This is a genomic window from Streptomyces sp. NPDC007095 (assembly GCF_040634475.1).
Classification (GTDB): domain Bacteria; phylum Actinomycetota; class Actinomycetes; order Streptomycetales; family Streptomycetaceae; genus Streptomyces.
In genome coordinates this window covers 1-12,221 of the sequence record NZ_JBEYFS010000293.1, presented here as the reverse complement: position 1 = coordinate 12,221, position 12,221 = coordinate 1, and the positions used below count along the sequence as shown (strand labels likewise).

The following is a 12,221-nucleotide window of genomic DNA, read 5'->3' as shown; positions in this document are numbered from 1 at the left end:
GCGCTCGGGCGCCGGGGCCAGTGGGGCGCCCTCGCTCAGGGCCGCATCCTGGTCGGGGGGCGCAAGCCCTGGCTCGCTCCGCGTTTCCCGGCTCTGTTCAAGGCGCCCTGAGCACAACGGGCCGCGGCGGCCGGACGGTGACCGACTGCCGGTGGTCGTACGGGCCTGGTGATCACCCGGGCTCGGGAGCGGTGACGGCCGGGGCGGCGCCGAGGAGGCCGAGGAGGGTCTCGCGGTGGAGGTCCGCGATCGGGCCGAGGAAGTCCGGGTGGCGCAGCAGGGGGGCCGCGCGGTGGTCGCGCGGGCTGGGGATGGTCAGCCGGCGTGCGTCGCCCACGCTGTCGGGGCCGTGGTGGGTGGCGGCCAGGCAGGCAGCGGCCAGGGCGGCGAGGTCGGCGTCGGCCAGCAGGCAGGCCGCCCAGCTGACGACGGTCTCGTCGACCTGGGTGCGCCAGGCGTGGGTGGCGTCCGTCAGCGGGGGTGCGTCGGCGCCGGTGACGAAGTCCAGCCGGCCGGAGCCGCCGGGGCCGAGCAGGTCCAGCAGTTCGGCGTCCAGCGCGGTGGGGTAGCGCAGGGCGGCGGCGATGGTGGCCGCGTGCCCTGCCTGGGCTTCGGCCAGGGCCTGGTTCAGCGGGCCGGCGGCCGGGGGGAAGGCCGACAGCAGCCAGCGTGTGGAGGCGGCGATGACGGGCGAGAGAGCGGTGGGCATGGCGGACCGTCCTGTGCGTGTGCCCGCCTGTCCTGGGTGTTCCGGTGTGGGTGATCCGGTCGCGGGCACTGCGCGCCCGGGCGGGGATGTGCGTGGCGGACAACGGTACGGCGGCCTCCCGCGGGGGCGACAGGAGCTGCGTCACAGCCGGGGGCGGTGGGCGGCGCGGGCGGGCTGGGGGGCCGGGGGCGCAGGGGGCAGGCGGTGTCCTGGCGGCGGTGGGGAACGTCGTCGTGGGGCTCCGCCGCGGTGCGGCTGCGGCGGAAAGACGCGCGTCGCCTTCGTTGATGTCACACAGGTGATGTCACACAGGAGCAGCCGGCCGGGGGCCTGGCCGGGCGCGGTCTAGCCGAGCATGCGGTCGAGGTTGAAGGCGGCGCTGATCAGGGCGAGGTGGGTGAAGGCCTGGGGGAAGTTTCCGCGCTGTTCGCCGGTGACACCGATCTCCTCCGCGTAGAGGCCGAGGTGGTTGGCGTAGGTGAGCATCTTCTCGAAGGCGAGGCGGGCCTCGTCCAGGCGGCCCGCGCGGGTGAGTGCCTCGACGTACCAGAAGGAGCAGATCGAGAAGGTGCCTTCCTCGCCCTGGAGGCCGTCGGGGCTGGCCTGGGGGTCGTAGCGGTAGACCAGGGAGTCGGACACCAGGTCCTCGCCGAGGGCGTCGAGGGTGGCGAGCCATTTGGGGTCGGTCGGGGCGATGAACTTCGCCAGCGGCATCATCAGCAGGGAGGCGTCGAGGATGTCGCTGTCCTCGTACTGGGTGAAGGCGTGGCGTTCGGCGGACCAGCCGTGGCTCATGATCCGCCGGTAGATCGTGTCGCGGGCGGCGCCCCAGCGGACCATGTCGGCGGGCAGGCCGCGGTGCCGGGCCAGCCGCATGGCGCGTTCGATCGCCACCCAGCACATGAGGCGGGAGTAGAGGAACGTCTTGCGGCCGCCGCGGGTCTCCCAGACTCCCTCGTCGGGCTGGTCCCAGTGGTCGCACACCCAGTCGACGAGCTCGCTGATGCTGTCCCAGTGGGCGCTGGAGATGGGCTTGCCCCACTTGTCGTAGAGGTAGAGGGAGTCGACGAGTGCCCCGTAGATGTCGAGCTGGAGCTGGTCGACGGCGGCGTTGCCGACGCGTACGGGGGCTGAGCCGCGGTAGCCCTCGAGGTGGGGCAGTTCGCGTTCGGGCAGGTCACGGCATCCGTCGATGCCGTACATGATCTGCAGGGGGCCGGTGGGTCCGGACGGGCCGTCGGGGGCGCGCTGGACGTGTTCGGTGACGAAGCCCATGAAGGCTTCGGCCTCGTCGGTGAAGCCGAGTCTGAGCATCGCGTACACGCAGAACGCGGCGTCGCGGATCCACACGTAGCGGTAGTCCCAGTTGCGTTCGCCGCCGATCTGTTCGGGCAGGCTGGTGGTCGGCGCGGCGACGATGGCGCCGGTGGGGGCGTAGGTGAGGAGTTTGAGGGTGAGGGCGGAGCGGTGGACCATTTCCCGCCAGCGGCCGCGGTAGCGGGACTGGGACAGCCAGCGGCGCCAGTAGCGCACGGTCGCGTTGAATTCTCTTTCCGCCTCGGCGACGGCGCAGAAGCGGGGTGCCACGTCGCCGCCGACCTGGTCGATGGTGAAGACGGCCGTCTCGCCCTCGTGCAGTTTGAACAGGGACCATACGTCCGGGCCGTCGACCTCGATGGGCACGGTGGAGGTCAGGGCGAGGCGCAGCGAGGCGCAGGCGAAGACCGCCTGGCCGGCCTCGGCGTGCACGGTGTGGGGTGCGGTGCCGTATTCGAAGCGGGGGGCGACGCGGGCGCGGAAGGGGAGTGCTCCGCGGACGCACACCACGCGGCGGATGAGGCGGTGGCGGTCGGCCTCGCGTGAGTCGTCGACGACGGGCATGAAGTCCTGGATCTCGCCGACTCCGTCGTCCGCGAAGAAGCGGGTGATCAGGACGTTGGTGTCGGGGAAGTAGAACTGTTTGGTGCGGGTGGGGACGTCGGAGGCGAGTTCGAAGGATCCGCCCCGTTCGGCGTCGAGGATCGAGGCGAAGACGCTGGGTGCGTCGAAGCGGGGGCAGCAGTACCAGTCGATGGTGCCGTTCGTGCCGACGAGGGCGGCGCTGCGCAGGTCGCCGATCAGGCCGTGCTCGGCGATGGGCAGGTAGCCGGGGGTGCCGGTGCCGCGGGGGCCGGCGTATGTCCGGTCACGGTCCTTCGCTCCGGCCTCAGGAGTCGCTTCAGCCACGTCAGCCTCCTTGGGCTTCGCCCGAGCCGCCCCCTGGTGTCCAGGCTAGGGCCTGTCCGGCGGATCAGGTCGGAGGGAAGTAACGGCGCCTCATAAGTGCAGGTGAGCGGGGTCTGGTGCGTGCAGCTGCAAGGCGGAGGAGGGAGTCGACGCGAGGGGGGTCGCCTGCTTGAGCGAAGCCGAGAGCCTCGGGGAGTAGTCGGCGACCGACGACAACGCCGCTGGGGGCACCCCCTGCTCGAAGAGCTTGGGGGAGGGCGTGCCAGACCCCGCGTCTGCGGCATGATCCGCCGGACAGGCCCTGGCGAGTTGTCGCACCCGTGGGCCTGCGGAGCGGTGGGAGCGGGGGCTGCGGCGGCACGCGCCCCTCTCCCCTCTCCCCCGCACGCCGGCTCCGCCTCGCGGGGGTGGTCAGCGGGCCGCGGGCTGGGCGGGCAGGTTGAAGACGTGGCCCGGGGAGACGATCTTCGTGATCGCCTCCCCGAAGAGGGTGCTGGGCTCCGCGTGGCCTTGCCCCCGCCCGTCGGGCGAGGGGGGTCCCGGACGGCGCGGTGAGGACCGTACGGCACCGGCCTGCCGGTGCGGTACGGCCTGCCGGTGCGGTCCGGCCTGCCGGTGCGGTCCGGCCTGCCGGTGCGGTCCGGACGGACGGCGTGGTCCGGACGGACGGCGTGGTCCGGACGGACGGCGTGGTCCGGACGGACGGCGTGGTCCGGACGGCGTGGTCGGGGCGGACAGGCCGTGCGGGCAACCGGCCTGCGGGCACCGCTTTGTGACGGGCCGTCAGCCATGGCGGCCGCATGCCGCTCGCCGGCCACCGGGTCGGGCCCGTGCAACCGTCCGCCCTCCCTTGATCGTCCCCGCCCCCGGGGAACCGTGACGGGAGGGGATCATGTGGTGCGGGATCACATACGTCTTGAGGACGAGGGCCGGGGGGGAGATGACGTGAGTGTCCTGCTCTGTCTGCTGGTCGTCCTGGTCGCGGTCGTCTCCGGCGTGGTGTTCCTGGGCCGGGGACTGGTCTGTGTCTGGAGAGGCGGGCTCGCGCGCTCGCTCCGCGGTCTCGCGTACGTCGTCGCGGCGGGCGCGGCCGTGATGTACGCCTGGGGAATGCTGTACGTCGCGGGTGCGGCGCTGGACGCGGAGGACGGCGGGGCGGACTCGTCGCCCATCCGGCCGTGCCGCACGGGCGTGCAGGAACGCGACTACTGGATCGACGACTACCACGTCTGGTGGGTACCGGTCCGGTTCGTGTGCCATCGAAGCGACGGGACCACCTACGACCGGGAGGTCCCCGGATACGTGAACCCGGCGCTGGCCGGCCTCACGGTCAGCGCAGTGGCCCTGGCCGTATACGCCCGGTCCGTGTCCGCCCGGTCCGTGGACGAGCGCGCGCAAAGGACGTGAACATGCTGGTGTTCTACGCCGTGCCGCTGATCAGCCTCTTCCTGTTCACGGCCGGATCCGTTGCGTACCTGCTGTGGGCGGCCCTGCGCCGTCCGTCCCGGCAGGCCCGCTGGGCCGTCGTCGGCGCAGGTGTGGCGGTGCTCGGATACGCGGGTGCCGTGGCGTACGGGCTGGCCTTCACCGATCCCGTGCAGGTGTGCGGCCAGAAGACACTCGACAACGACTTCCCCCTGGTGCGCGTGAGGGTGGACGCCTTCCCGCCCGATGTCGCCTGCTACTGGACCGACTCGGGGACCTATGGGCCGTCGCACCCCACAGTCCTGGGCACGTGGGCCATGTGGGCAGGCACCGGGGTCCTGGTCGTGGCCCTCTCCGTCATCCTGATCGGGCGGAGGTCGCGGGCCTCTCGCTGGGTGCGGGCCGGTGCGATCTGGTCGCCGATGGCGGCCGCCATGATCTGGGTGACCGGTATCGGCCCCGCGATGGAACTCTCACGGACCGAGCTCTACGACGAGTGCCTGCACGCGAAGACAATCCCCTCGGAAACCAAGCTGATCCGGATCGACGTACTGGACATCGAAAGAACCGTCTTTCCGCCCTCCCTCACCTGCACGTACTCCGACAGCGAGGCCGACCTCCTCGTACCCGAGCGGGCCGGCCTGCTCGGGTGCGGTATCGCCTTCGTGGCGTTCGCGGGGACCGCCCTGTCCCAGGCCGCACGAGCGGGCCGGCCCAGGCCGGGCATGTGAGACGTGGCCGGGCATGGCCTTCCGGCACCGGGGCGGCGCCAAAACGGTGCCGGCGTGCCGCTGCTGACGGGGCCGGGCCGAGGGGAGTTCGGCCCGGGCCGGTGAGCAGCGGCGGGGCGGCGCGGCGGGCACTTCGCGGTCGCGGGGAGTGCGGCGGTCACGGGGAGCGCGGCGGTCACGGCAGGAGCGTGGTGGTCACGGCCTCAAGGAGCGTGGTGGTCACAAGCCCAGGGAGATGGCCAGCCGGGTGAGTTCGGCGGTGCTGTTGATGTTGAGCTTGGCCCGGATACGGCGGAGGTAGGCGTCGACGGTGTGCTTGGAGAGTCCCATGTGGCGGGCCGTCTGCAGGTAGGTGCGCCCTGCGGCGATATGTCGCAGCGTCTCCTGCTCGCGGGGGGCCAGCGCGGGGACGGGGGCTTCGGCGTGCGGCGTGGCGAGTGTGAGGCTCATGGGATTTCCTCCGACGTGTCGGCTCGGTCGTCGCTGCTCACACCCTTGAAAGCAGGGGACATATGACCGAATAAGACTTTTTGTCCGCTTTACATAAAGCGTGGCCGGGGGACTTCATGACGGTGTCCGCCGACTGTCACAGGCCTGTCACAGGCAATCCCCGCGGGTTTGCAGAGGCGCGGTCACGGACGAGTCGGCGGGCCGCGCCCCCGGTGACGGCGCCGGGTTGGTGCTCCGTGCCCCCCGGGATCATGCTTGTCAGGAGAGCCCCCGGCCGTGCAGGTTCCCGAAGGGCGAGATGAGCGGCGATGGAGCGACTTCCCACCCATCCTGGTGAGCGGCCACACGAGTCGGACGCCTCCCCCGGTCCGGCCCGCACGGCCCCTCCCACTCCCCCTCCCACGGCCACCGCCGCCGTCGACGCGCGGGGCATCGTGACGGAGTGGAGCGAAGGCGCCCGGCAACTGCTCGGCTACCCGCCTTCGGAGGTCGTGGGACAGCCCGCCGCCCGTCTGCTCGCCGACGACGCCGGCGCGGCGGCGCTGCGGGACGCGGCCGGACAAGAGCGGTGGAGCGGCACCGTGGCGTTGTGGCACCGCGACGGCCGCCGGGTGCGGCGGGAACTGCTGGCGCACCGCCGTACGGCGGACGGCCCCGTCACCGAGTGGCTCGTGGTGTCCGCCGTGACCGGCGCACCCGAAGGAGAAACGCCTGCCGGCACGCCCGAAGGAGAAGCAGCCGGGAGCGAGGCGTCCGGAAGCGGGACGCCCGGAAGCGAGGCGCCCGGAAGCGAGGCGCCCGGAAGCGAGGCGCCCGGAAGCGAGGCGCCCGGAGGCGGGACGCCCGGGAGCGGTCGGCTGGGGGAATGGGCGTTTCGCCAGTCGCCCTGTGTCCTGGCCGTCTTCGACACGGACCTGCGGCTGGTGCGGGCCAACGCCGGTATGGAGCAGGTGCTGTCCCTCACCGAGGACCAGATGCGCGGGCTGCGCCTGCCGGAGATCGTGCCGCATCCGGTGAGCGACGAGGCCGAGGCGAAGATGCGCCGGGTGCTGGAGGGCGGCGGCCCGCAGCACCTGCGGGCGGGCGCCGGCCCCGCGGGCACCGGGGCAAAAGACGGCTGGTCGACCTCCCTCGTCCCGCTGAAGGACCCCGCCGGCCGGGTGCGCGCGGTGTGCCTGGCGGCGCACCAGCGGCTCCAGGAGCATCTCGCCCGGCAGCGGATGCTCCTGCTGAGCGAGGCCTCGGCCCGCATCGGCACCACCGCGGACAGCGGGCGCACCGCGCAGGAACTGGCCGACATCGCCGTACCCCGGCTCGCGGACTTCGCCGCCGTCGATCTGCTGGACGCCCCCCGGCACGGCGGCGAGCCCTCCCCCGCCGCCCCGGCCGGGCCCCTCGCCATGACCCGTACCGCGGTGCGCTCGGTCCCCGAGGACGGCCCCGCCGCCTCCGCGGCGGGCACAAAGACCCTCTACCCGGCCCTGTCGCCGGTGGCCCGGTGCCTGGCCCAGGGCCACGGCGCCCTGTACGAGGCGGCCGACCCCGACCTCGTGCGGTGGGCGCGGCAGGACCCGGGGGCCGCCCGGCTCCCCGGAAGCGGGACGCACTCGGTGATGGTGGTGCCGATGCGGGCCCACGGCGCCACGCTCGGCGTGGCCCTCTTCGCCCGGCACCGGCGCGCGGAGCCCTTCGAGGCGGACGATCTGTGGCTGGCCGAGGAGCTCACCGCCAAGGCGGCCGTCAGCATCCACACCACCCGCCGCGCCAGCCGGGAGCACACCAGCACCATGACCCTGCAGCGCAGCCTGCTCCCGCAGACGCTGCCCGACCAGGGAGCCCTGGACATCGCCACCCGCTATCTGCCCGCCGGCACCCGGGCCGGCGTGGGCGGCGACTGGTTCGACGTCATCCCGCTGTCCGGTGCGCGGGTGGCCCTCGTCGTGGGCGACGTGGTCGGCCACGGCATCCGCGCCTCCGCCACCATGGGCCGGCTGCGCACCGCGGTGCGCACCCTGGCCGACGTCGACCTGCCGCCCGACGAACTGCTCACCCACCTCGACGACCTCGTCCTGCACCTGTCCGCCGACGAGGGCGGCACGGACGACGCCGCCGAGAGTGCCGGGGGCATCGGCACCACCTGTCTGTACGCGGTCTACGACCCGGTCTCGCGCCGCTGCGCCCTCGCCCGGGCCGGCCACCCGCCGCCCGCCGCGGTCACCCCGGACGGCGCCGTCCGCTTCCTCGACGTCCCGGCCGGCCCGCCGCTGGGCCTGGGCGGCCTGCCGTTCGAGACCTTCGAGACCGAACTGCCCGAGGGCAGCCTCCTGGCCCTCTACACCGACGGTCTGCTCGCCGCCCGCGACCACGACATCGACGAGGCGCTGGACAAGATGTTCGCCGCCCTCGCCCGCCCCGCGAAGACCCTCGACACGGTCTGCGACAGGGTCCTCACCGCCATGCTGACCCACCGTCCCGACGACGACATCGCCCTGCTCGTCGCCCGCACCCGGGTCCTGCACGCCGACCGGGTCGCCGCCTGGGACCTGGCCTCCGACCCGGCCGTCGTCGCCCGGGCACGCAAGCACGCCACCGAGCAGCTGACCGCCTGGGGGCTGGACGACGCCGCCTTCATCACCGAACTGACGGTCAGTGAACTGGTCACCAACGCCATCCGCTACGGCCGGCCGCCCATCCAGCTGCGGCTGATCCACGAGGACTCCACGCTGACCTGCGAGGTCTTCGACTCCAGCAGCACCGCCCCGCACATGCGGCGCGCCCGGACCTTCGACGAGGGCGGGCGGGGCCTGCTGCTGGTCGGCCAGCTCGCCCGGCGCTGGGGCACCCGGCACGCCCTCACCGGCAAGACCGTCTGGGCCGAGCAGTCCCTCTCCCCCGGCTGACCGCCGTCCGTGGGCACGGTCACCGTGCGCCCTTCGGACCGGTTCTGCGCTGAGTACGAGGCGACAGCCGGCGCCGCGGCCACTCGCGGCGTCACCGTACCGGTCGTAGTACCGGTCGTACGGGCACGCGTCCGCAGGGCGTGGGCGACCGTCGCGCAGGAGCGCGCCGCGCAGACGTGGCCGCTAGAGGCGTACGACGACCAGGGCGACGTCGTCGCGTCCGCCGCTGCTGACACCGAGGCGGGCGAGCAGCATGTCGGCCAGGGGTTCGGGAGCAAGACGGGTGTGGCGGGTGAGGGTGTCGGTGAGCCGGCGCAGGCCGACGTCGATGTCCTCCCCCCGGCGTTCGATGAGCCCGTCGGTGTAGAGCACGAGGGTGTCTCCCGGGCCGTAGGGCAGCTCGGCCTGGGGACGGGGCATGTGGCGGGGGCGGGCGCCCAGCGGGGGGTCGGTGGCCTGGTCGAGCAGGTCGAAGGAGCCGCCGGGGTGCACCAGGACGGGCGGGAGATGGCCCGCGCTGCTGTAGCGGATGCAGTGGCCCTGGTCGTCGATGACGGCCTTGACCACGGTGGTGGCCAGTGCCCCTTCCACCGAGCGGGCATACAGACCCAGTACCTCCAGCGCTCTGGCCGGCTCGTGCAGGGCGCGGACCGCCGCGGACAGGGCGCTGCGGAGCATGCCCATCGCCGCGGCGGCCTCCAGGCCGTGTCCGACGACGTCGCCGACGGCCACGGCGAAGCCGCCGGGCAGATCGACCACGTCGTACCAGTCGCCGCACACGTTCAGGGACCCGGCGGCGGGCATGTAGCGCACCGCGATGTCCTGGTGGCCCGCCAGGTCGGGCGATTGCAGCATGGCCTCCTGCAGGGCGACGGCGATCTGGCGTTCCCGGGCGTGCGCCTTGCGCAGTTCCTCGTTCAGCTGCTGCAGTTCGCGCGCCCGCGCATACAGTTCGGCCTCCATCGCCTCCCGCTCGCCCAGCACGCCGGCCCTTTGCGGACGCGGAAGGCGGGACATGACGAACTCGGTCACGTCCTCCACCCGGTGGATGATCCACTCCACCTGCCCGCCCGGCCCGAGCACCGGGGTGTTGATCGGCGACCACCAGCGCTCCTCGAACGCACCCGGACGGCTGGTGACGGGGATGTCGTACTTCTGCACCGCCATGGTGTCCGGTTCCTTCGAACGCAGCACCAAGTGCAGGGAGGCGCTCAGATTCCGCACCCCGTCGGCGCCCGGGTCCGCGGGATTGTCGGGGAAGGCGTCGAAGATGTACCGCCCGACCAGTTCCGCCCGGGTGCGGCCGGTCGCCAGGAGGTACGCCCGGTTGACGTCCACGATCCCCAGGTCGCGGCCCAGCACCAGATACGGGCTGGGCGTGGCGGCGAACAGCGCCCGGTAGTCGATCCGCTCCCTCACCACACGCTCTCCCTACCGCCCCGACGTCACGGTCCTCACCCCGCCCATGAACCCACTCGATCACGACACGGGGCCGTCCGCGCTGCGGGAATCCCCGGCCCCGGGTCCGCCGTCGGCTCGACCGCGCCGCTGGGCAGGCGGGCGTTCCAGCGAAGGGTGGCTCCTTTGCGTATCGACGTGCATGCCCACCTGTGGACCGCGGGGTATCCCGACCGTCTCAAGCGCCTGGGGAAGACCGATACGGGTACCCGGCGCGGGATCGGCGCCGACGCGACCGCGGCCGATCTGGACCGTCGTTCCCCTCTGCGACGAACTCGACCGGTCTACGACGAACTCGACCGGCGCGGCGCCGTCCTGTACTCCACCCGCCGGCGAGGGCGCCGCCAGCCCGCTGATCACCGAGCACGACATGACCTGGATGGTCGGGCGCCGGTCGAGGACACGGTGGCGGTCATGCATCTGATCCTCGCCGGCCTCCCCGCCCGCTATCCGTGGATGCGTGTCCTGGCCTCACACCCGGGAGGGGCACTGCCGCTGCTGCCGCGCCGGCTCGACGACCCACCTGGCCTTCGAGTCCCCCCCCCCGAACGCCCGAGCGGCTCTCGGTCGCCGCCCGCCGCCTCTGGTACGACACGGTCAGCCATGTGCATCCGCCGGCACTGGCCGCCGCGGCGGCGTCCTTCGGGGCGGACCGCCTCGTCCTCGGCACGGACTTCCCCTACGAGGACAGGGAGGTCTTCCTGCGGGCCGTGGACCACATCTCCTGCGGGCCGTGGACCACATCGCCGACTCGGGGCTTCTCCCCGGAGGAAGCCACGATGATCCTCGACACCGACGCGGCGGACCTGCTCGGCCTGTCCATGCCCTGACCCCGCGGGCGCCACCACTCCCACCGCACCGCGGGCCGGGCCCAAAGGGCGGGCGGGCGTCAGCCGGCGCCGCCGGTGCCGCCGCGGCCGCCCGTGCCGCCGCTCTCACAGCCGAGCCCGAGGCAGATCCCGCCGGTGCCGCCCTTGCCGCCGCGGCCGCCGTCGCCGGTGCCCACCGCGGCTCCGCCCGTGCCGCCGGTGCCGCCGTTGGCGCTGCCGCCGCAGATCCCGGCGCAGATCCCGCCCTGGCCGCCGATACCGCCCTCACGGCCCGGCGCGCCGGTCGTGCCGGTGCCGCCGTTGGCGCTGCCGTTGCACAGCCCGGCGCAGATCCCGCCCTGGCCGCCGTTGCTCCCGTTGACGGTCCCGTTGCAGTTGCCCGCACACACCCGGTCGCCGATCCGCACGCTGCCGTTGCCCACCTTGACGGTGCCGAACTGGCCGCTGGCGAACTGGCCACTGCCCGGCCGGCTGCCGCCGCCCGGCCGGGCACCGTCGGCGGGGAGCTGCCGGGCGGCGGCCACCACGGCCGTATGGCTCTGCGGCACCGGCGCGGCCATCGCGGCCGGCGCCAGCGCGCCGGCCGCCACACCGGCGGTCAGGGCGGTCGAGACCGTGAGCCCGAGACGGACCTTCCAAGAACGCATACGCATGGCATTCCTCTTCCCAAAAGAATTATTTTCCGTACCGCGGTTTCCGCTGTATCAAATAAACCCGGTCAAGGGCCTCGCCGTCACGGCCCGGGAATTCGGGGCTTGACAGGAACGCCCCGGCCCGCACCGGGCCGGGGCGTCGGAGGAAGTTCCTCAGGAGCCGAAGAGGGAATTCAGACCCATCAGCGCGGCCCAGTCCCCGTCGCGGAACTGCTTGTCCCAGGTGTCGAACTCCTTCTCGGAGATCTTGTACTTCTTGGCGACGTCGGCCTTCTTCGCCTGCCCGGACTCCACGGTCAGCACGATCCGTATCTTGTCCACGCCCGTGAGCTCCGACTTGGGCTTGTCGGGCAGGTCGTCGAACTTGAAGCAGCCGAACTGGCCGGGCTTGCCGGGCTCCCCCGGCTGACCGGGCTCACCGCCCTTGCCGCCTTCCCCGCCCTTCCCGCCTTCCCCGCCATGGCCGCAGTGGGACGGGTCGGCCGGGGCCATCTGGCTGGTGCCTGTGGTGACACCCGGCGCCGCCTGGGCTGCGCACGCGGTGCCGGTGGCGAGGGCCACCGAGACCACCGCCAGGACGAGCGGACGCTGCCAGCGAGTTCTGGACATGGGGGTTCTCCGTTTTCCTTGAGCGAGGTTGTGGTTCTGCGGGGCGCAGCGCCGGCCGTCCGGCTCCGCGTCCTGGTCAATGGGGGTGCGGGGATGCGGGGGAGGTGAGGGTCGGGGGGCGGAGGCCGTGCGGGCCCCAGCAACGGCTCGACGATGCCAACGACGACGTGCACGGCCACTGGGCCGGATTCTGTCCGACGGCTCCAAGCCACCTCTGCCCGAGTTGTTCG

The 12,221-nt window shown here is 73.0% G+C and carries 10 protein-coding genes and 1 pseudogene; 5 read left to right on the top strand and 6 right to left on the bottom strand.

Features of this window, described 5'->3' with window-relative positions:
• Nucleotides 1-111 (top strand): annotated as a pseudogene (locus ABZ656_RS51570) (sterol-binding protein); the annotation flags it as partial.
• A 61-nt stretch (nt 112-172) separates the two neighbouring features.
• Here the strand turns inward: ABZ656_RS51570 and ABZ656_RS51565 are convergent.
• Both ABZ656_RS51565 and ABZ656_RS51560 read right to left on the bottom strand, forming a co-directional pair.
• On the bottom strand, nt 173-709 hold the full coding sequence (locus ABZ656_RS51565; RefSeq protein WP_360278784.1) for a hypothetical protein: 537 nt from the start codon (nt 707-709) through the stop codon (nt 173-175).
• Nucleotides 710-1,054: 345 nt separating this feature from the next.
• Entirely contained in the window at nt 1,055-2,851 is a 1,797-nt protein-coding gene (locus ABZ656_RS51560; protein WP_360278787.1) for a glycoside hydrolase family 15 protein, read from the bottom strand.
• Nucleotides 2,852-3,880: 1,029 nt separating this feature from the next.
• On the opposite strand from ABZ656_RS51560, the gene ABZ656_RS51555 reads away from it, so the two are divergent.
• On the top strand, nt 3,881-4,342 hold the full coding sequence (locus ABZ656_RS51555; protein ID WP_360278781.1) for a hypothetical protein: 462 nt from the start codon (nt 3,881-3,883) through the stop codon (nt 4,340-4,342).
• Nucleotides 4,343-4,344: 2 nt separating this feature from the next.
• Nucleotides 4,345-5,091 (top strand): hypothetical protein, encoded by a 747-nt coding sequence (locus tag ABZ656_RS51550; RefSeq protein ID WP_360278778.1) that lies wholly within the window; start codon nt 4,345-4,347, stop codon nt 5,089-5,091.
• 219 nt (nt 5,092-5,310) lie between these two features.
• Here the strand turns inward: ABZ656_RS51550 and ABZ656_RS51545 are convergent, their stop codons facing one another.
• On the bottom strand, nt 5,311-5,541 hold the full coding sequence (locus ABZ656_RS51545) for a helix-turn-helix transcriptional regulator (RefSeq protein ID WP_060900198.1): 231 nt from the start codon (nt 5,539-5,541) through the stop codon (nt 5,311-5,313).
• A gap of 308 nt (nt 5,542-5,849) precedes the next feature.
• Between ABZ656_RS51545 and ABZ656_RS51540 the strand changes: the two genes are divergently transcribed.
• Entirely contained in the window at nt 5,850-8,441 is a 2,592-nt protein-coding gene (locus ABZ656_RS51540; protein WP_360278773.1) for a SpoIIE family protein phosphatase, read from the top strand.
• Nucleotides 8,442-8,624: 183 nt separating this feature from the next.
• Here ABZ656_RS51540 and ABZ656_RS51535 read toward each other — a convergent pair whose 3' ends face one another.
• Nucleotides 8,625-9,860 carry a SpoIIE family protein phosphatase gene (locus ABZ656_RS51535; protein ID WP_101404146.1) on the bottom strand — a complete coding sequence of 412 codons (1,236 nt, stop codon included), beginning with the start codon at nt 9,858-9,860 and terminating at the stop codon, nt 8,625-8,627.
• Between the two features lie 644 nt (nt 9,861-10,504).
• Here ABZ656_RS51535 and ABZ656_RS51530 point away from each other — a divergent pair.
• The gene (locus ABZ656_RS51530) at nt 10,505-10,729 is read left to right on the top strand and encodes an amidohydrolase family protein (RefSeq protein WP_360278770.1); all 225 of its coding nucleotides are present in this window, start codon (nt 10,505-10,507) and stop codon (nt 10,727-10,729) included.
• Between the two features lie 59 nt (nt 10,730-10,788).
• On the opposite strand, the gene ABZ656_RS51525 is transcribed toward ABZ656_RS51530, so the two are convergent.
• Together ABZ656_RS51525 and ABZ656_RS51520 are read right to left on the bottom strand one after the other, a co-directional pair.
• Nucleotides 10,789-11,376: a hypothetical protein gene (locus ABZ656_RS51525; protein WP_101403491.1), complete on the bottom strand. Its 588-nt coding sequence runs from the start codon at nt 11,374-11,376 to the stop codon at nt 10,789-10,791.
• Between the two features lie 159 nt (nt 11,377-11,535).
• Complete coding sequence (locus ABZ656_RS51520) at nt 11,536-11,991, bottom strand: DUF1153 domain-containing protein (RefSeq protein WP_101403490.1); 456 nt, start codon at nt 11,989-11,991, stop codon at nt 11,536-11,538.
• Nucleotides 11,992-12,221: the final 230 nt, after the last annotated feature.

Bases quoted from the DNA above. Each gene is read 5' to 3' on its own strand.
- ABZ656_RS51565 (WP_360278784.1), bottom strand. From the start codon at position 709: ATGCCCACCGCTCTCTCGCCCGTCATCGCCGCCTCCACACGCTGGCTG.
- ABZ656_RS51540 (WP_360278773.1), top strand. From the start codon at position 5,850: ATGGAGCGACTTCCCACCCATCCTGGTGAGCGGCCACACGAGTCGGAC.
- ABZ656_RS51545 (WP_060900198.1), bottom strand. From the start codon at position 5,541: ATGAGCCTCACACTCGCCACGCCGCACGCCGAAGCCCCCGTCCCCGCG.
- ABZ656_RS51550 (WP_360278778.1), top strand. From the start codon at position 4,345: ATGCTGGTGTTCTACGCCGTGCCGCTGATCAGCCTCTTCCTGTTCACG.
- ABZ656_RS51520 (WP_101403490.1), bottom strand. From the start codon at position 11,991: ATGTCCAGAACTCGCTGGCAGCGTCCGCTCGTCCTGGCGGTGGTCTCG.
- ABZ656_RS51525 (WP_101403491.1), bottom strand. From the start codon at position 11,376: ATGCGTTCTTGGAAGGTCCGTCTCGGGCTCACGGTCTCGACCGCCCTG.